The 20716-nt window shown below is 63.3% G+C and carries 15 protein-coding genes; 3 read left to right on the top strand and 12 right to left on the bottom strand.

The annotated features are described in order from the left end of the window. Positions 1-11: 11 nt before the first annotated feature. From rpoC to CIT37_RS16775, 12 genes are all read right to left on the bottom strand, one after another. Entirely contained in the window at positions 12-4208 is a 4197-nt protein-coding gene (gene rpoC / locus CIT37_RS16830) for a DNA-directed RNA polymerase subunit beta' (RefSeq protein WP_028141011.1), read from the bottom strand. Positions 4209-4337: 129 nt separating this feature from the next. Beyond that, the gene (gene rpoB / locus CIT37_RS16825; protein ID WP_028141012.1) at positions 4338-8456 is read right to left on the bottom strand and encodes a DNA-directed RNA polymerase subunit beta; all 4119 of its coding nucleotides are present in this window, start codon (positions 8454-8456) and stop codon (positions 4338-4340) included. Positions 8457-8938: 482 nt separating this feature from the next. Beyond that, positions 8939-9316 carry a 50S ribosomal protein L7/L12 gene (gene rplL / locus CIT37_RS16820; protein WP_018322255.1) on the bottom strand — a complete coding sequence of 126 codons (378 nt, stop codon included), beginning with the start codon at positions 9314-9316 and terminating at the stop codon, positions 8939-8941. Positions 9317-9370: 54 nt separating this feature from the next. Beyond that, on the bottom strand, positions 9371-9889 hold the full coding sequence (gene rplJ / locus CIT37_RS16815) for a 50S ribosomal protein L10 (RefSeq protein WP_038950205.1): 519 nt from the start codon (positions 9887-9889) through the stop codon (positions 9371-9373). Between the two features lie 578 nt (positions 9890-10467). After that, a complete protein-coding gene (locus CIT37_RS16810) occupies positions 10468-11421 on the bottom strand; it encodes a 2-hydroxyacid dehydrogenase (RefSeq protein WP_095426224.1) in 954 nt (317 codons plus the stop codon). An 89-nt stretch (positions 11422-11510) separates the two neighbouring features. Next, positions 11511-12203 (bottom strand): 50S ribosomal protein L1, encoded by a 693-nt coding sequence (gene rplA / locus CIT37_RS16805; protein WP_014494487.1) that lies wholly within the window; start codon positions 12201-12203, stop codon positions 11511-11513. A 6-nt stretch (positions 12204-12209) separates the two neighbouring features. Then, the gene (rplK, locus tag CIT37_RS16800; RefSeq protein WP_006611824.1) at positions 12210-12638 is read right to left on the bottom strand and encodes a 50S ribosomal protein L11; all 429 of its coding nucleotides are present in this window, start codon (positions 12636-12638) and stop codon (positions 12210-12212) included. A gap of 133 nt (positions 12639-12771) precedes the next feature. Continuing rightward, positions 12772-13326 (bottom strand): transcription termination/antitermination protein NusG, encoded by a 555-nt coding sequence (gene nusG / locus CIT37_RS16795; protein ID WP_008136441.1) that lies wholly within the window; start codon positions 13324-13326, stop codon positions 12772-12774. Beyond that, positions 13326-13517 (bottom strand): preprotein translocase subunit SecE, encoded by a 192-nt coding sequence (gene secE, locus CIT37_RS16790; RefSeq protein WP_026202711.1) that lies wholly within the window; start codon positions 13515-13517, stop codon positions 13326-13328. The genes nusG and secE overlap by 1 nt, the downstream gene beginning before the upstream one ends. A gap of 365 nt (positions 13518-13882) precedes the next feature. Beyond that, a complete protein-coding gene (locus CIT37_RS16785; protein WP_028141015.1) occupies positions 13883-15151 on the bottom strand; it encodes a class I SAM-dependent methyltransferase in 1269 nt (422 codons plus the stop codon). Positions 15152-15236: 85 nt separating this feature from the next. Next, positions 15237-16253, bottom strand: coding sequence for a lysylphosphatidylglycerol synthase transmembrane domain-containing protein (locus CIT37_RS16780; RefSeq protein WP_095426223.1), 1017 nt, complete (start codon positions 16251-16253; stop codon positions 15237-15239). Between the two features lie 12 nt (positions 16254-16265). After that, positions 16266-16853, bottom strand: a complete 588-nt coding sequence (locus CIT37_RS16775; protein WP_240536482.1) for an SIS domain-containing protein — start codon at positions 16851-16853, stop codon at positions 16266-16268. A 165-nt stretch (positions 16854-17018) separates the two neighbouring features. Here CIT37_RS16775 and CIT37_RS16770 point away from each other — a divergent pair, with 165 nt between their 5' ends. From CIT37_RS16770 to CIT37_RS16760, 3 genes are all read left to right on the top strand, one after another. After that, entirely contained in the window at positions 17019-18035 is a 1017-nt protein-coding gene (locus tag CIT37_RS16770; RefSeq protein ID WP_095426287.1) for an SDR family oxidoreductase, read from the top strand. 82 nt (positions 18036-18117) lie between these two features. After that, positions 18118-19683: a PfkB family carbohydrate kinase gene (locus CIT37_RS16765; RefSeq protein ID WP_028141019.1), complete on the top strand. Its 1566-nt coding sequence runs from the start codon at positions 18118-18120 to the stop codon at positions 19681-19683. A gap of 27 nt (positions 19684-19710) precedes the next feature. Further along, entirely contained in the window at positions 19711-20712 is a 1002-nt protein-coding gene (locus CIT37_RS16760; protein ID WP_028141020.1) for an NAD-dependent epimerase/dehydratase family protein, read from the top strand. Positions 20713-20716: the final 4 nt, after the last annotated feature.

The following is a 20716-nucleotide window of genomic DNA, read 5'->3' as shown; positions in this document are numbered from 1 at the left end:
CGGATGAACGATCATTCCGCGGGCGGCAGCGCAGGAAGCTCCGCTTCCGGCGCGGGCGACACGACCGCCGCCTGCTTCTCGCGCTCGTCCAGGATCAGCTTGTCGCGCTTCATGGCGACTTCGCGAATCTTGGCCATGGAGGCGCCGGTGCCTGCCGGAATTAGCCGGCCGACGATGACGTTCTCCTTGAGGCCTTCGAGCGGATCGACCTTGCCGTTGACCGCCGCTTCCGTGAGGACGCGGGTGGTCTCCTGGAACGAGGCCGCCGAGAAGAAGGAGCGGGTCTGGAGGCTCGCCTTGGTGATGCCGAGCAGAACCGGCGTCCCCGTAGCGATCTTCTTGCCCTCTTCCTTCGCCTTCTCGTTCAGCGCGTCGAACTCGATCTTGTCGACCTGCTCGCCGGAGATCATGTCCGTGTCGCCCTGGTCGGTGACTTCCACCTTCTGGAGCATCTGACGGACAATCACCTCGATGTGCTTGTCGTTGATGAGCACGCCCTGGAGCCGGTAGACCTCCTGGATCTCGTTGACCAGGTAGGCCGCGAGTTCCTCGATGCCCTTGACCGCCAGGATGTCGTGCGGCGCCGGGTTGCCTTCCACGATGAAGTCGCCCTTTTCGACGACGTCGCCGTCCTGAAGGTGGATGTGCTTGCCCTTCGGGATCAGGTACTCGCGCGGCTCGTCGGTCTTGTCCATCGGCTCGATCGAGATGCGACGCTTGTTCTTGTAGTCGCGTCCGAACCGGATGGTGCCCGAGATTTCGGCAATGATCGCCGCATCCTTCGGACGCCGTGCCTCGAACAGTTCCGCCACCCGCGGCAGACCGCCGGTGATGTCACGCGTCTTGGCGCTTTCGGTCGAGACACGGGCGAGGATATCGCCCGGATTGACCTTGGCGCCGACGTCGACCGAGAGAATGGCGTCGACCGACAGCATGTAGCGGGCATCGCCGCCACGGGCGAGCTTGAGCACCTTGCCGTCCTTGCCCTTGACCACGATGGCCGGACGCAGGTCCGCGCCGCCGCGGGTCGAGCGCCAGTCGATGACCACGCGCTTGGCGATACCGGTGGCTTCGTCGAGCGTTTCCGAGATCGACTGCCCCTCGACCAGATCCTCGAAGCCGATGGTACCTTCGACCTCGGTGAGGAGCGGACGGGTGTAGGGATCCCACTCGACGATGCGCTGGCCACGCTTGACCATGTCGCCTTCGTCGACGTGCAGGCGCGAACCGTACTGAACGCGGTGCGTCGCACGCTCGGTGCCGTCGGCATCGACGATCGCCACCACCATGTTGCGCACCATCGCGACCAGGTGGCCTTCGCTGTTGCGGGCGATGGCCTTGTTCCGGATCACGATCTTGCCGTCGAAGTTGGCTTCGACGAACGACTGCTCGTTGAGCTGCGCCGCACCACCGATATGGAAGGTGCGCATGGTGAGCTGGGTGCCCGGCTCGCCGATCGACTGCGCCGCGATGACGCCGACCGCTTCGCCGTGGTTGACCGGCGTGCCGCGGGCGAGGTCGCGGCCATAGCACTTGCCGCAGATGCCGTTGACGAGTTCGCAGGTCAGCGCCGAGCGGATCTTCACCTCCTGCACACCACCCTGCTGGATGGCGTCCAGATGGCTTTCTTCCATCAGCGTATCGCGCTTGATGATCACCTTGCCGGAGCTGTCACGGATATCTTCGCAGGCCGTGCGTCCGAGGATGCGCGAGCCGAGCGAAGCCACCACGGTGCCGGCATCGACGATGGCGCGCATCTTGATGCCGAGCTTGGTGCCGCAGTCGCTCTGCGTGATGATGCAGTCCTGCGCGACGTCGACGAGACGACGGGTCAGGTAGCCCGAGTTCGCGGTCTTCAACGCGGTGTCCGCGAGGCCCTTGCGGGCGCCGTGGGTCGAGTTGAAGTACTCGAGAACCGAAAGGCCTTCCTTGAAGTTCGAGATGATCGGCGTCTCGATGATCTCGCCCGACGGCTTGGCCATCAGGCCGCGCATGCCGGCGAGCTGGCGCATCTGGGCCGGCGAACCGCGGGCGCCGGAGTGAGCCATCATGTAGATCGAGTTGATGTCGGCATCCGCTCCACTCGCCGTCTTCTTGGTGGAGGAGATCTCCTTCATCATCGCCTTGGCGATTTCTTCCGTGGCCTTCGACCAGGCGTCGACGACCTTGTTGTACTTCTCGCCATGGGTGATCAGGCCGTCGTTGTACTGCTGCTCGAAATCCTTCGCCAGCGTACGGGTGGTGTCGACGATCTTCCACTTGGAGTGCGGCACGACCATGTCGTCCTTGCCGAACGAGATGCCGGCCTTGAACGCGTTGTAGAAGCCGAGCGCCATGATGCGGTCGCAGAAGATCACCGTCTCCTTCTGGCCGCAGTGGCGGTAGACCTGGTCGATGACGCCCGAGATCTCGCGCTTGGTCATCAGCTTGTTGATGATCTCGTACGGGACGCGCGGGTTCTTCGGCAGCAGATTGCCGAGCATGACGCGGCCAGCGGTGGTCTCGATCCAGCGCTTCGAGATCTTGCCGGTCTCGTCGATGCCTTCCCACCGGTACTTGATCTTGGTGTGGAGGTGGATGACCTTCGCGTGCAGCGCGTGCTCGAGTTCGGCCATCTCGCCGAACACCTTGCCCTCGCCGGGCAGGCCTTCGCGCATGATCGAGACGTAGTAGAGACCGAGCACGATGTCCTGCGACGGCACGATGATCGGCTGTCCGTTCGCCGGGTGCAGGATGTTGTTGGTCGACATCATCAGGACGCGCGCTTCCAGCTGCGCTTCGAGCGACAGCGGGACGTGCACGGCCATCTGGTCGCCGTCGAAGTCGGCATTGAACGCGGAGCAGACCAGCGGGTGAAGCTGGATCGCCTTGCCCTCGATCAGCACGGGCTCGAACGCCTGGATGCCGAGACGATGCAGCGTCGGTGCGCGGTTGAGCAGCACCGGATGCTCGCGGATGACCTCATCCAGGATGTCCCAGACCTCGGGCCGCTCCTTCTCGACCAGCTTCTTGGCCTGCTTCACCGTGGTGGACAGGCCCTTGGCGTCGAGCCGCGAATAGATGAACGGCTTGAACAGCTCGAGCGCCATCTTCTTCGGCAGGCCGCACTGATGCAGGCGCAGCTCGGGACCGACCACGATCACCGAACGGCCCGAATAGTCGACACGCTTGCCCAGAAGGTTCTGACGGAAGCGGCCCTGCTTGCCCTTGAGCATGTCGGCGAGCGACTTCAGCGGGCGCTTGTTGGCGCCCGTGATGACGCGGCCGCGGCGGCCGTTGTCGAACAGCGCATCGACCGCTTCCTGAAGCATGCGCTTCTCGTTGCGGATGATGATGTCGGGCGCGCGGAGCTCCATCAGCCGCTTCAAGCGGTTGTTGCGGTTGATGACGCGGCGGTAGAGGTCGTTCAGATCCGACGTCGCGAAGCGGCCGCCGTCCAGCGGCACCAGCGGACGCAAATCCGGCGGAATCACCGGGACCACGGTCATGATCATCCATTCCGGCTTGTTGCCGGAGTGGCGGAACGCTTCCACGATCTTCAGGCGCTTGGCGAGCTTCTTGTGCTTGATGTCGGAGTCGGTCTCCTGCATCTCCAGGCGCAAGGTCGCCTCGAGCTTCTCGAGGTCCATGCCCTTGAGCAGCTCGCGGATCGCTTCCGCGCCGATCATGGCGGTGAAGCTGTCCTGGCCGTACTCGTCCTGCGCCTTCAGATACTCGTCTTCCGACAGCAGCTGGCGGTCCTTCAGCGCGGTGAGGCCCGGCTCGAGCACGACGTAGTATTCGAAGTAGAGGATCCGCTCGAGATCCTTCAGCGTCATGTCGAGCAGCAGGCCGATGCGCGAGGGCAGCGACTTCAGGAACCAGATGTGGGCGACGGGGGCTGCGAGCTCGATATGGCCCATGCGCTCGCGCCGGACGCGCGACAGCGTGACCTCAACCGAGCACTTCTCGCAGATGATGCCCTTGTACTTCATGCGCTTGTACTTGCCGCACAAGCACTCGTAATCCTTGATCGGCCCGAAGATGCGGGCGCAGAACAGGCCGTCGCGCTCGGGCTTGAAGGTGCGGTAGTTGATGGTCTCCGGCTTCTTGATCTCGCCGTAGGACCAGGACAGAATCTTCTCTGGAGACGCGATCGAGATCCGGATCTGGTCGAAGACCTGAGCCGGCGTCGTCGGGTTGAAGAGATTCATAATTTCTTGGTTCATCGTCTTCTCCTCGCGTGCCGGTCGCCTCCGGCCGCAAATTCGAAAATCACTCAAGCAGGGCGCCCTGCCCTCAAGGCATCGGGAGGGGCGCCAATGCCCGGCCGTGAAGGCCGGGCATGAAAGGTCGTGTTACTCGGCCGCTTCCGACGTCGGCGCCGGTCCAACCTTGGAGTTGTGCAGGTCGACGTTGAGGCCGAGCGAGCGCATTTCCTTGACCAGCACGTTGAACGATTCCGGAATACCGGCCTCGAACGTGTCGTCGCCGCGCACGATCGCCTCGTACACCTTGGTACGGCCGGCGACGTCGTCCGACTTCACCGTCAGCATTTCCTGGAGCGTGTACGCCGCGCCGTAAGCCTCGAGCGCCCACACCTCCATTTCGCCGAAGCGCTGGCCACCGAACTGCGCCTTGCCGCCCAGCGGCTGCTGGGTGACGAGCGAGTACGGACCGATCGAACGCGCGTGGATCTTGTCGTCCACGAGATGGTGCAGCTTGAGCATGTAGATGTAGCCCACTGTCACCTTGCGATCGAACGCATCGCCGGTACGGCCGTCATAGACGGTCGACTGACCCGAAGCGTCGAGACCGGCAAGCTTCAGCATCTCCTCGATGTCGGCTTCCTTGGCGCCGTCGAACACCGGCGTCGCGATCGGCACACCGCGGCTGAGGTTATGGCCGAGCTCGATCAACTCGTTGTCGTTGAGCGTCTTGATCGTCTCGTCCTCGCCGTAGACCTTCTTCAAGGTCTCCTTCAGCGGCTTGATGTCCTGCTTCGACAGGTACGCATCGACGGTCTGGCCGATACGCTTGCCGAGGCCGGCGCAGGCCCAGCCGAGATGGGTCTCGAGGATCTGTCCGACGTTCATGCGCGAAGGCACGCCGAGCGGGTTGAGCACGATGTCGGCGTGCGTACCGTCTTCGAGGAACGGCATGTCCTCGATCGGCACGATCTTCGACACCACGCCCTTGTTGCCGTGGCGGCCGGCCATCTTGTCGCCGGGCTGGATCTTGCGCTTCACCGCGACGAAGACCTTGACCATCTTCATCACGCCGGGCGGCAATTCGTCACCGCGCTGAAGCTTCTCGACCTTGTCGAGGAAGCGCTGTTCCAGCCCCTTCTTCGACTCGTCGTACTGCTTCCGCATGGCCTCGATCTCGGCCATCAGCTTGTCGTTCGGCGAGGCGAACAGCCACCACTGCGACTTCGGGTACTCCTCGAGCACCGCACGGGTGATCTTGGTGTCCTTCTTGAAGCCCTTCGGGCCGGCAATGCCCTGCCGCCCTTCGAGCAGCTCGGCAAGACGGTTGTAGACGTTGCGGTCCAGGATCGCCTGCTCGTCGTCGCGGTCCTTGGCCAGACGCTCGATCTCTTCCCGCTCGATCGCCAGCGCACGCTCGTCCTTGTCGACGCCGTGACGGTTGAACACGCGCACTTCCACGATCGTGCCCTGCACGCCCGGAGGAACGCGCAGCGAGGTATCGCGAACGTCGGAAGCCTTCTCGCCGAAGATGGCGCGCAGGAGCTTCTCTTCCGGCGTCATCGGGCTCTCGCCCTTCGGCGTGATCTTGCCGACCAGGATGTCGCCGGCGCGGACTTCCGCACCGATGTAGACGATACCGGCTTCGTCGAGGTTCTTCAGCGCTTCTTCCGAGACGTTCGGAATGTCGCGGGTGATTTCCTCGGGCCCGAGCTTGGTGTCGCGGGCCATCACCTCGAATTCCTCGATGTGGATCGAGGTGAAGACGTCTTCCTTCACGATCCGCTCGGAGAGCAGGATCGAGTCTTCGAAGTTGTAGCCGTTCCACGGCATGAACGCGACGAGCACGTTGCGGCCGAGCGCGAGCTCACCGAGATCGGTCGACGGACCGTCGGCGATGATGTCGCCCTTCTTGACGATGTCGCCGACCTTCACCAGCGGACGCTGGTTGATGCAGGTCGACTGGTTCGAGCGCTGGTACTTCATCAGACGGTAGATATCGACGCCCGACTTGGTCGGATCGAGATCTTCCGTGGCGCGGATGACGACGCGGGTGGCGTCGATCTGGTCGATCACGCCCGAACGGCGCGCCGCGATCGCGGCGCCCGAGTCACGCGCAACCACGCCTTCCATGCCGGTGCCGACGAACGGCGCCTCGGCGCGAACCAGCGGCACCGCCTGGCGCTGCATGTTCGAGCCCATCAGCGCGCGGTTGGCGTCGTCGTTCTCGAGGAACGGGATCAGCGCCGCGGCCACCGAAACGAGCTGCTTCGGCGACACGTCCATGTAGTCGACCTTGTCGGGCGTCACCGGCAAGACTTCGCCGGCATGACGGCAGACCACGAGGTCTTCGGTGAAGCGGCCCTTCGGGTCGAGCGGCACGTTGGCCTGCGCGACCGTGTAGCGGCCCTCTTCCATCGCCGAGAGATACACGACCTCGTCGGTGACGCGGCCATCCTTGACCTTGCGATAAGGCGTCTCGACGAAGCCGTACTTGTTCACGCGCGCGAAGGTCGCGAGCGAGTTGATCAGGCCGATGTTCGGACCTTCCGGCGTCTCGATCGGGCAGATGCGGCCGTAATGCGTCGGATGCACGTCGCGCACCTCGAAGCCGGCGCGCTCGCGGGTCAGACCACCCGGTCCAAGCGCCGAGAGACGACGCTTGTGGGTGATCTCGCTGAGCGGGTTGGTCTGGTCCATGAACTGCGAGAGCTGCGAGGAGCCGAAGAACTCGCGCACGGCGGCAGCCGCCGGCTTCGCGTTGATCAGGTCCTGCGGCATGACCGTGTCGATGTCGACCGAGGACATGCGCTCCTTGATCGCGCGCTCCATGCGCAGCAGGCCGATGCGGTACTGGTTCTCCATGAGCTCGCCGACCGAACGCACACGGCGGTTGCCGAGATGGTCGATGTCGTCGATCTCGCCCTTGCCGTCGCGCAGATCCACCAGCGTCTTGATGACGGAGAGGATGTCTTCCTTGCGCAGCGTACGCTGGGTGTCGGGCGCATCGAGGTCGAGGCGCATGTTCATCTTGACGCGGCCGACCGCGGAGAGGTCGTAGCGCTCGGCATCGAAGAACAGCGACTGGAACATGGCCTGCGCCGAATCCAGCGTCGGCGGCTCTCCCGGACGCATCACGCGGTAGATGTCGAACAGCGCGTCTTCACGCGTCATGTTCTTGTCGGCCGAGAGCGTGTTGCGGATGTAGGCGCCGACATTGACGTGGTCGATGTCGAGCAGCGGCAATTCCTTGTAGCCGTGCTCGTTGAGCACCTTCATCGACTTGTCGGTGATTTCCTCACCGGCTTCGGCGTGGATCTCACCGGTCTTCGGGTTGACGAGGTCCTCGGCGATGTAGTTGCCGACCAGCTCCTCATCGGCCATGCGCAGCGCCTTCAGCCCCTTCTCCTGGAGCTGGCGGGCGGCACGGACGGTGAGCTTCTTGCCGGCCTCGAGCACGACCTTGCCGGTGTCGGCATCGATCAGGTCGTTGATGGTCGAGTAGCCACGGAAACGATTGGCGTCGAACGGAACGCGCCAGCCTTCCTTGGTCCGCTTGTAGAGGATCTTCTTGTAGAACGTCGACAGGATCGCCTCGCCGTCGAGGCCGAGGGCGAACATCAGCGACGTCACCGGAATCTTGCGGCGGCGGTCGATACGCGCATAGACGATGTCCTTGGCGTCGAACTCGATGTCGAGCCAGGAGCCGCGATACGGGATGACGCGGGCGGCGAACAGCAGCTTGCCCGAGGAATGGGTCTTGCCCTTGTCGTGATCGAAGAACACGCCGGGCGAGCGGTGCATCTGCGAGACGATGACGCGCTCGGTGCCGTTGACGATGAAGGTGCCGTTCATCGTCATGAGCGGGATATCGCCCATGTAGACGTCCTGCTCCTTGATGTCCTTCACCGACTTCGCGCCGGTTTCCTCGTCGATATCGAACACGATGAGGCGCAGCGTCACCTTGAGGGGAGCCGCGAAGGTCATGCCGCGCTGGCGGCACTCGTCGACGTCGTATTTCGGCTGCTCGAACTCGTAGCGGACGAATTCCAGCATCGAGGTGCCCGAGAAATCGGAGATCGGAAACACCGAGCGGAACACCGCCTGCAGACCCTCGTCGAGACGGCCACCCTGGGGTTCATCGACCATCAGGAACTGGTCATAGGACGCCTTCTGAACCTCGATGAGGTTCGGCATCTCGGCGACTTCCTTGATGTGTCCGAAGAACTTGCGAACGCGTTTGCGACCGGTGAATGTCTGCTGCGCCATCGTGGCCTCTCATTTTCGTCGCCCGCTCTGGGCGAACCGTCCGAGACGCGGCTGCCACCGCTCCTCGGGTTGAATTTTTCGAACCCGCTTTGGGGGCCGGAGACTCAGCTTCAGGCCGGAATGTCCTGAATCTGTTCTTCAGACCTTCAAAACGCAAAACGACGCGCGGGGCGCTGGTGCGCGCCCGCCCGTCACAACGATCGTTTCACGGACTGCAAAAGCCCGAAATAGCTTGCTCTCCCAACGGCTTACAGGGAATCCGCTATCCCTGCCCACCGCGCTTTCGTGCTGCCGAACCGATATGGGGCGACAATAGTGGAGATTCGAGGGGCGAACCCTCAAATCCCCACACTTTTTCGTGTTCGGCCTACGTCGGGACGTTCCGTCGCACGCCTTTTGCATCAGGCTCGCTCCTTTTTGAGGGGCAAGCAGGATCTCGGACCAAGCTTACGCTCGCCCGAGACCTCGCCAGTAAGCGGTGCTTACTTGAGCTCGACCTTCGCGCCAGCCTTCTCGAGCTGGACCTTGATCTTGTCGGCTTCGTCCTTGTTCACGCCTTCCTTGACAGGCTTCGGCGCGCCCTCGACGAGATCCTTTGCTTCCTTCAGGCCCAGGCCGGTGATGGCGCGGACTTCCTTGATGACCTCGATCTTCTTGTCGCCGGCGCTGGCGAGAACGACCGTGAACTCGGTCTTCTCTTCCGCCGGAGCGGCGGCAGCGCCACCACCAGCCGGGCCGGCCACGGCGACAGCCGCGGCAGCCGAAACGCCCCACTTTTCTTCGAGGAGCTTCGCCAGTTCAGCGGCTTCGAGCACGGTGAGGCTCGAGAGGTCGTCAACGATCTTCTGCAAGTCAGCCATTGTTCAGTTTCCTTACGTGTAAGTCTGGTTCGGGTTTGAGTTTTGCGAAGGGCGTCAGGCCGCTTCGCCCTTTGAGGCATGAGCCTGGATGACGCGCGCGAGCTTGCCCGCGGGCGCATTGGCGAGCTGAGCGATCTTGGTCGCCGGGGCCACAAGCAGGCCGACGATCTTGGCGCGCAGTTCATCAAGCGACGGCAGCGAGGCAAGCGCCTTCACGCCGTCGACATTCAGGACGGTCTTCCCCATCGAGCCGCCGACGATGACGAACTTTTCGTTCGCCTTGGCGAATTCGATGGCGACCTTTGGCGCCGCTACCGGATCGTTCGAAGTGGCGATCACGGTCGGTCCCTTCAGCATGGGGCCGATGGCAACGACGTCAGTGCCTTCAAGAGCAATTTTGGCGAGACGGTTCTTCGAGACCTTCACCGCAGCGCCCGCCTGCTTCATCTGCTGGCGCAGCTTCTGCATCTGGGCGACGGTGAGGCCGGAATATTGAGCAACGACCGCGACGCTCGTGGTCTTGAAGACCCCGTTGAGCTGTTCGACCGCTTCCTTTTTTGCCGCTCGTTCCACAGCAAGCTCTTTCCGGTTGGCGGTCATCGCGAAAGCGGGACCGCCGGGTTGCACCCATCGCCCCACCCAAAACCTGAACCTCCGGGTCAAAACCCATCGGACACGCGCCGGGCGAGACGACGATTCAAAGCCTGCCCTCCGGGAGCTCTTGAGAGCCCACGGCGTGTCGAGGTCCGAACCAGACCCGTTTCGCAACCACCCTTAAGGTGGAAGGCGAAGTGAAATCCGGTCTTCACCCGTCTATGCAGGCCATGCGATTAAGCCGTTGAGAAGTCGAAACTTCCCGCGAGCGCCTGCAGTCTTGGACAGGACAAGGTCAGCCGGCGAACCGCCCGACCCCTGCCCGCACTCCACCAACCGACGGGTTTTTCTTCCTTTTCGGGCAAATCCTCACGGACGTCCTGAAAAGGAATTTCTCCTGTCTTCGGTTTTCGGAATGCGTGCACGAACGCGCCAGCCGAGGCCGGCACGTCCGGAAGCGGTTCTTTAACCGCTCCGGGCCTGCTTGCCAAGAGCAAAATTCACACCAGTTCCAATCCGTTGCCCTGGGCGCTTGATCCGGGCCGATAAGGACCGACTCAGGCCGATTTGACCTCATGAGGCAGCGGCCTGCCCTCGAAGAACGCGGTCAGATTGGCCAAGACGCAGCCTTGCATGGCGACGTGCGAGTCGAGGGTGTGGCCGCCGATATGGGGGGCGAACACGACGTTGGGGAGCGCGGTCAGGGCGTCGGGCGCGTGCGGTTCCTTCTCGAAGACGTCGAGGCCGGCACCCGCGATGGTCTTGTCGGTGAGCGCTGAGACCATGGCCTTCTCGTCGATCACCGAGCCACGGGAGATGTTGACGACATAGCCCTCCGCCCCGAGCCGCTTCAGGATGTCGGCGTTGACGGCATGCTGGGTCTCGGCCCCTGCCCGCACTGCGATCATCAGCACGCTGCACCAGTCGGCGAGCGCCTCGAGCGTCGGAAAATATTGATAGGGCAGATCGTATCTGGTCCGGCTGAAATAGCCGACCTCGCTCTCGAAGGCGGCGCAGCGCGCCGCGATCTTGCGGCCGATCTCGCCCATGCCGTAGACGCCGATACGGCGGCCGGGCATGCCCGCCTGCGGGCGCATCATCGGCGATTGCTTCGACGCCGCCCAGTCACCGCTGCGGACATATTGGTCGGCGACCAGGATCCGCCGGGTCGTCGCCAGCATCAGGGTCATCGCGATGTCGGCGACCGAAGCCGCATTGGCGCCCGGGCTGTGGCCGACTGCGATGTTGCGGCTGGCTGCCGCCTTCAGGTCGACACCGTCATAGCCGGTGCCGTAGCAGACGATGACGCCGAGCTTTGGAAACAGGTCCATCGCCTCCGCACTGAGCGGCGAGCCGCCCGCGGTGAGCAGTGCGCGGATGCCGCTGAGTTCCTCCGCCGAAAACACCTCCCCGGCGGGCTTGCCACCGGTGTCGAGCAATTCGAACCGCTCGGCGAAACGCGCCATCATCGTCTTGGGAAAGCGCGAATAGATCAGGACCTTGTCAGCCATTGTTCTTGTTTCCGGTGAGCCCTGCCACAAACGACGAGGGGCGGAATCGGTTGCCCAATTCCGCCCCTCGCCTCATGCAATTTTCAGACTTAGCCGAGAATGGTGCCCGGCTCGACCTTCACGCCGGGGCCCATGGTCGAGGACACCGCAACGCGCTGGATGTAGGTGCCCTTGGAACCGGCCGGCTTCGCCTTCGAGACAGCATCGGCGAGAGCCTTGATGTTCTCGACCAGCTTCTCCTCGGAGAACGAGGCCTTGCCGACGCCGGCCTGCAGGATGCCGGCCTTCTCGACGCGGAACTCGACCGAGCCGCCCTTGGCACCCTTCACCGCACCGGTGACGTCCATGGTCACGGTGCCGATCTTCGGGTTCGGCATCAGGCCGCGCGGGCCGAGCACCTTACCGAGACGGCCGACCAGCGGCATCATGTCGGGGGTGGCGATGCAGCGGTCGAAATCGATCGAGCCGTTCTGCACCTTCTCGACCAGGTCCTCGGCGCCGACGACGTCGGCACCCGCAGCCTTGGCCTCATCGGCCTTGGCACCGCGGGCGAACACGCCGACGCGGAGCGTACGGCCAGTGCCGTTCGGCAGGGTCACGACGCCGCGGACCATCTGGTCGGCGTGACGCGGATCGACGCCGAGATTGATCGCGACCTCGATGGTCTCGTCGAACTTCGCTTTCGCGCGTTCCTTGACCATCTTGATGGCGTCCGCGAGCGGATAAAGCTTTTCGCGGTCAACACCTTCGCGGGCTTTGTTCAAACGTTTTCCGATTGCCATGACCGCTTACCCCGCCACTTCCAGGCCCATCGAACGGGCAGAGCCCTCGACCATCTTCATGGCCGATTCGATGGAATCGCAATTGAGATCCTTCATCTTCTTCTCGGCGATCTCGCGCACCTGCGCCTTGGTCACCTTGCCGGCCTTGTCGCGGCCCGGCGCCTTCGAGCCGGACTGGATCTTGGCGGCCTGCTTGAGGAAGAACGACATCGGGGGCGTCTTCATCTCGAACGTGAACGAACGATCGGCGTAGATCGTGATCACGACGGGAATCGGGGTGTTCTTCTCTTCCTTCTGGGTCTGCGCGTTGAACGCCTTGCAGAACTCCATGATGTTGAGACCGCGCTGACCGAGCGCGGGACCGATCGGGGGCGAAGGATTCGCCGCACCGGCCGGGACCTGAAGCTTCAGGTATCCGGTCACTTTCTTTGCCATGTATCACTCCTGTTGTGCCGGCAGGCTGCCAGCGGTTTCAGGTTCGTGGTCTGGGTCGGATGCGGCTGGCAACCGCCCTCTCCCTCCCACGGCCTCTTGCTAACGCGAGACCGAAGTCTCACGCGCTCCCCGGTCAGACCTTCTCGACCTGACCGAATTCCAATTCGACCGGCGTGGCACGGCCGAAGATCGACACCGCGACCTTCACGCGCGAGCGCGCCTCGTCGATTTCCTCGACGACACCCGAGAACGAGGCGAACGGGCCATCGGCCACGCGCACGTTCTCGCCGATCTCGAACGACACCGACGCCTTCGGCCGTTCCACGCCTTCCTGCACCTGGTGCAGGATGCGCATGGCCTCGGATTCCGAGATCGGCATCGGCTTGTTTTCAGCGCCGAGGAAGCCCGTGACCTTCGGCGTGTTCTTGATGAGGTGAAATGCTTCGTCGGTCAGCTTCATCTTCACCAGCACATAGCCGGGGAAGAACTTGCGCTCGGCGTCGATCTTGCGGCCGCGGCGCACTTCCGTGACCTTCTCGGTCGGAACCAGCACCAGCTCAAACAGCTCCTCGAGCCCGCGCTGCTTGGCCTGCTCGCGGATCGATTCGGCGACCTTCTTCTCGAAGTTCGAGTAGGCGTGGACGATGTACCAGCGCTTGTCGGACAGTTGAGCGGTTGCGGTTGCCATCAGTGAATGCCCAGAAGGTAGGTGATGAGGACACGGATGATCTGGTCGGCGGCGAAGAAGAAGATCGAGGCCACGGCGACCATGACGAACACCATGATGGTGGTGATCGTGGTCTCGCGGCGGGTCGGCCAAGTGACCTTGGCGGTCTCCGAGCGCACTTCCTGCAAGAACTTGAAAGGGCTGACTGCCATCGTTTTGATGTCCAACGTCCGTCGACAGACGCGAATGAATTTCAGGGATCCGAACAGCCGCCGTTGGCCCAGCCCTCTGTCTCGAAGGATGAGCCGGAAACCGGGCTCGATTGTTCGGGGATTTCAAAGCCGCGCCGGAGATCCGCGTCTAACGGGCCGGCTGCGAGTGCGGGGTATCTACTGCGGATAGGACCAAAGGTCAAGATATAGAGGGCCCCGCTGGACCAGCCGACCTTGCCGGGCGCTAGAGCAGAGCCCAGCCGGATCAAAGGCTTATCCACCCACCCTTCAGGGCGCAATCGCAGCGCCCGACCGGTTCCTTCCGGACGCTCCCCCGGAGCGCCCGCCTCGGCGCCGTTGCGCGGTCAGTCGGCCCGCTCGACCATGGAAATGCCCGGCAGCGGCACCACGAACTTTCCGCCTTCGGCGAAATAGCGGGCGTGCTTGGCCCGGATCGGGTCGACATAACGCCAGGCGAAGACGACGACGAACGCCGGCTTGCGCTCGTAAAGGGCGGCAGGCGGCAGGATCGGGATGTCGTAACCCGGGCCGGCCATCACGTTCCCCTTCTTGGGATCGTCGTCGACCAGGAAGTCGATCTTGTTCTCCAGGCCGAACTGCGGCAGCAGCGTCGTGGTGCCGACCGAGACGCCGTAGCCGGCAACGAGCTGCCCGCGCGCATGGGCGGCATCAGCCATCGCGACCAGCTCGTCGCGGATCGCGGCGATCCGCTTCACATAGGGCGCATAATAGGCCGGCTGATCGACGCCCAGCCGTTCTTCCTCGGCGACGAAGCGCGCGACCTCAGCCGACGGCTTCTTGGCGCCACCGGCACGCTGCACGGTCACGCGGATCGAGCCACCCTTGGTCCAGATGTGCTGGACGTCGATCAGCTCCATGCCGAGCCGGGCAAAGAAGCGGATCAGCGGCTTGATGTTAAAATACGACAGATGCTCGTGATAGACGGTGTCGAGCAGGTTCTTCTCGGTGACGTCGACGCCGTATTGCGTTTCGAAGACGAACAATCCGTCCGGCGCGAGCACGTCGCGAACCCCGATCACCAGCGGATCGAGATTGTCGACATTGGCGATCATGTTGTTGGCGATCACGACGCTCGCCGCACCGTGGCTCTGCAGGATGCGGTGACCAATGGCATCGGTGAAGAAGTCGCCGATGGTCTCGATCCCCGCTTCCGTCGCGCGCTTCGCGATGTCCACAGCGGGATCGACACCCAACACCCGCATGCCGCGCTCTTTGAAGAAGCCGAGCAGCGATCCATCGTTGCTGCCGAGTTCGACGACCAGCGAGCCGGGCGCGACACCGAAGCGGCTGACGACGTCGTTGGCGTAGCCGGCGAAGTGCTCGCGCAGACCGAGCGAGAGCGAAGTGGTGTAGACGTAGTTGCGGTACTGGATCTCGGGATTACCAACATGGAGAATCTGGAGATGACCGCAATCCCTGCACAGATGCAGCGCCATCGGCACCGCGGCGCGGAACACGGGATCGTCGACGCTGGCGTCCGGGACCTGGAAGTTCGGCGTGCCGATCGGCATGCCTGCCATCGGGACGACAAGCTCCTGCTTGTCCGAATGACAGAGGCGGCAGGTGTGGCGGACGTAGAACAGATTTTTCATCGTGGAACCGAAAAATGAGATACGCGATCGGGTGAGGCAATCCCACCCCGTGAAGACCAGACCGCCAGCAACGGACTCAAGCGGGTCATGGGTGGCTCGAGACTTCCTTGCCCAGCCCGTCGTAGCTGGGGGCTTCCTCCGCCGCCTTGGCGGCCTTGTCCGCTGAATACGATCCGCGCTCCGGACTTGCCAGCCAGATCGCTCCGCCGACGAGCCCGATGATCACGCTGATGGCGCCCAGCAGCAGCGAAACCGACAGCGCCTCCTCGGAAGGGACACCCGCCAGACCGAGGCAGGCGACCATCGCCCCCTCGCGAACACCCCACCCGCTGATCGAGATCGGGACCGCCGTCAACAGCACCACGGGCGGAATCAGGATGCCGGCGTCCACCACCGAAAGCTGTGCTCCGACACCGCGCGCCAGGGCGAAGCAAGCCGCCGCGGTCACGAGATGGATGAGCAGCGCCGACCCGAACAGCAAAGCACGGCGCTCGGACTGCAGCAGGAGAAACCTGACCAGCGCTCCGAACCGGACGAAGCTTGCGATCGCCGGATGGGCGATGCGCTTGGGCAGACGGTCGAGCGTCAACAGAACCACGGTGCCGGCGACGCCGGCCAGCGTCAGCCCGCCGATGGCCAGGATCGCGGCCTGATCGGACACGCGCGACAACAGGAACGGCAATCCGGCCACCATCAGCGCGATCAGCCCGATCAATGCCGTGAAACGGTCGGCTGCAACGCCCTTGACCGCCTCCGGCCACTGCACGCCGCGCTGGCGCAGCAGCCACATCCGCACCGCATCACCGCCGACCGAGGACGGCAACACCTGATTGAACCAGAGGCTGATCATGAGGATCCGCCAGCCCGCGAGCCAGTCCAGCGACACGCCGAGCGCGCGCATGATCAGCTCCCACCGGCCGTTGAGCACGAAGGTCTGGAAGAAGATCAGCGCCAGCGCCAGGACGAACAGCAAAGGATCGACCGAGACGAGATGGCTGCGCAACCGCTGCAGATCGAGACCGCGCGCGATGTAGACCAGGACAGCAATCGACAGCAGCAGCTTTACCGAAAACAGGGCCGCCTGTTTGAACCGCGACTGCATCGGATGCCCGCCTCAGGATGCCGGATATTCCGCGCGACCGATCACGAGGTCGATCGCGGCCATCATCCAGAACTGGTGCGTGGTCTCGACAATGTTGTAGCTGCGGCTATCGACGAAGAAATTGACGTCGCCGAGATTGCGCAGCGGATTGTCCGCATTCATGCCCGACAGCGTGATCACGTCGAGCTTCATCGTCCGCGCCTGCGCAACCGCGTTGAGGATGTTCTTCGAGCGCCCCGAGGAGCTGATCGCGACGAGGCAGTCGCCGGCACGTGCGCTCAGCCGCACGGCGTGCGCGATCCAGTCCTCGAATCCGTAATCGTTGGCAAGGCACGACATCATGCTCGCGTCGCTGAAGCAGAGCGCAGGCACCGATGCGTTCTTCGCCAGATCGATCGCCAGATGCGAAGCGATGCCGGCCGAGCCGCCATTACCGATGAAGATGACGCGGCCGCCCTGCTCGCGCGCGCGCAACCATGTGGCGCGGGTGGCGGAGATTGCGGCGAAAGCGCCGTCGTCGATCGCCGTCGCGCGGTGGAGGCGCCCCACGTAATCGTCAAGGAAAGCCTTGTGATCGGGATCGACGGACACGGCGGGCATGGGCTGGCGGCTCGATTGCAACATGACCGGGTGATACCGGCTATTACCAAGGATTGCAAAGGTATAATACTTGCAAAGTCGGCGAGCGGCTGGTAGTCGGCTTTCGGGTTTCACTCAACATTGGCGGGCCTGTTTCGCTGGGCATTCGCGTCACGGATGTTCCTCATGAAATGCATCGTTACTGGCGGCGCCGGCTTCATTGGAAGTCACCTCGTCGATCGTCTCCTCGACGACGGCCACGAGGTCATCGCGCTCGATAATTTCGTGATCGGTCGCCCCGAAAATCTGGCCGCACGCGCCGGTTCGAGCCAGTTGAAAGTCGTGCGGGCCGACGTCACCGATCTCGAGTCGATCAAGCCGTATTTCCACGGTATCGACTGGGTCTTCCATCTGGCGGCGCTGGCCGACATCGTTCCCTCGATCGAGTCCCCGATCCCGTATCATCGCGCCAATGTCGACGGCACGGTCAACGTCCTCGAAGCGGCGCGGCACGCGGGCGTCAAGCGCTTCGTCTACGCCGCCTCGTCGTCCTGTTACGGCATTCCCGACGTCTATCCGACGCCGGAGAGCGCCGAGATTCGGCCGATGTATCCCTACGCGCTTACCAAGAATCTCGGCGAGCAGTGCGTCATGCACTGGTGCCAGGTCTACAAGCTGCCTGCGGTCGCGCTGCGCCTGTTCAACGTGTACGGGCCGCGCCATCGCACCACCGGCACCTACGGCGCCGTGTTCGGCGTCTTCATGGCGCAGAAGCTTGCCGGAAAGCCCTTCACGGTGGTCGGCGACGGCGAGCAGACGCGCGATTTCACCTTCGTCAGCGACGTCGCGGACGCCTTCGTCACCGCCGCGCGCTCCGATATCTCGCACGAAATATTCAACGTCGGCTCGGACAACACCTACAGCGTCAACCGGCTGGTCGAGCTTCTCGGCGGCGACAAGGTTCATATTCCCAAGCGTCCGGGCGAGCCCGATTGCACCTACGCCGACATCACCAAAATCAAACGGGTCCTGAACTGGACGCCGAAGGTGAAATTCGAGGACGGCGTCGCGACGATGCTGAAGTCGATGGATCAGTACAAGGACGCGCCCTTGTGGACGGTCGACAAGATCGCCGACGCCACCAAGGACTGGTTCAAATATCTCGGTGACGACGACGGCTCACCGCAGAAGGCAAGCTCTTGAACAGGCTCGCCGGATATCGTTGCTGCGAGTCGATCATTTCAGGCCGGCCATCTGAGACCTGCCGGCGCTTTGGGTAATCCACATGGGTAATGCTGCGACAGACAAGCCGACCGGCCATCCGGCACCGCACGACAAGATCAGGACGATCGAGGAGCTGGGCGAGATTGCGCGCGCCGCGCAGGCCAAGGGCCTGACCGTCGCGCTCTGCCACGGCGTGTTCGATCTGGTGCATCTCGGCCACGTCCGGCACATCCTGGCGGCGCGCAACGAGGCCGACGTGGTCATCGTGACCATTACCGCCGACCGTTTCGTCAACAAGGGCCCGGGACGGCCGATCTTTCCGGAGAACATGCGCGCCGAGATGCTGGCCGCGCTCGGCACGGTCGACTGGGTCGGCATCAACCGGACCTCCAGCGCCGAGCCGGTCCTCGATACCGTGCGCCCCGACACCTACGTGAAGGGCTCGGACTACGAGAATCCCGAGGATGACGTCACCGGCAAGATCGCCACCGAGCGCGAGGCCGTCGAACGTCATGGCGGACGGATCGTCTTCACGCGCGACGTCACCTTCAGCTCGTCGTCGCTGCTGAACCGCTATTTCGACATCTACGATCCCCCCCTGCGCGACTACCTCCAGAAGGTACGCGAAGGCGGCGGCGCCGAACGCCTGCTGAAGCTGATCGACAAGATCCAGGACATGCACGTCGTGCTGGTCGGCGATACCATCATCGACGAATACCAGTACGTCACGGCGCTCGGGAAGGCTTCGAAGGAGAACATCGTCGCCACTCTGCTCAAGAATGGCGAGCAATTTGCCGGCGGCGTCATTGCCGCGGCCAATCACGTGGCGAGCTTCTGCAAGTCGGTGGAGATCGTCACGACGCTGGGCGGCAACGACTACCCCGAGGAGTTCATTCGCGCGCATGTCCGCCCGAATGTCACGCTGACGCCGATCCGCATTCAGGGCCGACCGACGACCCGCAAATTGCGGTACGTCGAGATGGGCTATCTGCACAAGCTCTTCGAAGTCTACACCATGGACGACACGCCGCTCGACGAGGCCGAGCGCAAGGAGATCGACCGAATCACCGCCGAGCGCGTTCGTGGCGGAGACGTGGTGATCGTCACCGATTTCGGTCACGGCATGATCGCGTCCAGCACCATCGACACGCTCATCGCGAACTCCAAGTTCCTGGCGGTCAACGCCCAGAGCAACAGCGGAAACCACGGCTACAATCTGATCACGAAATATCCGCGAGCCGATTACGTCTGCATCGACGCGCCGGAAGCGCGGCTGGCCGCGACCGACAAGTTCAGCGACATCGCGTCGGTGATCGAGAATCGCCTGCACGGCAAGATCGATTGCGACAACATGATCATCACGCACGGCTCCTTCGGCTGCTACCCATTCTCGTCGAAGACCGGCGTCGCGCGCGTGCCCGCTTTCACCAAGACCGTCGTCGACACGGTCGGCGCCGGCGATGCCTTCCTGACGATCACGGCGCCGCTGGTGGCGGCCGGCGGCAATATCGAGGACGTCGCCTTCATCGGCAACGCGGCAGGCGCGATCAAGGTCGGCATCGTCGGTCACCGCAACTCGGTCGAAAAGGCGCCGCTGGTCAAATTCGTCACCGCGTTGTTGAAGTAACGCGAACCGGAAATCTGGAGAACGACAGTGATTGATCAGAAATGGAATGTGATGGTCACCGGCGGCGCCGGCTATGTCGGCAGCGTGCTGGTTCCCCAGTTGCTGGCAGCGGGCCACAAGGTCACGGTGCTCGACCTGTTCATGTATGGCGAATCCGTCTTCGACGCGGTTCGCAACAATCCGAACCTTCGCCTGATCAAGGGCGACATCCGCGATGAGGCCGCGATCAACGAGGCCCTGCGCGGCAACAATGCGGTGATCCACCTCGCCTGCATCTCCAACGATCCCTCGTTCGAGCTCGATCCGGGGCTCGGCAAGTCCATCAACTACGACTGCTTCCGTCCGATGGTGCGCGCCGCGAAGAAGGCCGGCATCAAGCGCTTCATCTACGCCTCCTCCTCGAGCGTCTACGGCATCAAGGACGAGGCCGAGGTGACCGAGGAACTGTCCTGCGAGCCGCTCACGGACTACTCCAAGTTCAAGGCGATGTGCGAGACCGACCTCGCCGAAGAGGCCGCGGCCGGCTTCGTCACCTGCACGGTTCGTCCCGCCACCGTCTGCGGCTATGCACCGCGGCAGCGGCTCGACGTCGTGGTCAACATCCTGACCAACCTCGCGGTCAACACCGGCCGCATCCGCGTGTTCGGCGGAACGCAGAAGCGGCCCAATCTGCACATCGAGGACATGTCGGCGGCCTATCTGTTCCTGCTGCAGCAGGATGACGCGAAGATCGACGGCAAGACCTACAATATCGGCTACGAGAACCACTCGCTGATGAAGATCGCCGACATCGTCAAATCGGTGGTCGGAAACAACGTCGAGGTCGCCGTCGAGCCGACCGACGATCTGCGCTCCTACCACGTCTCCTCGGAGAAGATCCGCCGCGAACTCGGATTTGCACCGACGCACACGATCGAGCAGGCCGTGTCCGGCCTCGTGGACGCCTTCAGGTCCGGCCGCCTGCCGAACTCGCTCAACGATCCCCGGTATTTCAACATCAAGATGATGCAGAACATCAGCCTGAAGTGAGCGG

The sequence above is a fragment of the Bradyrhizobium ottawaense genome (assembly GCF_002278135.3).
In the GTDB taxonomy this organism is placed as follows: domain Bacteria; phylum Pseudomonadota; class Alphaproteobacteria; order Rhizobiales; family Xanthobacteraceae; genus Bradyrhizobium; species Bradyrhizobium ottawaense.
This window is presented reverse-complemented; position numbering and strand designations above follow the sequence as displayed.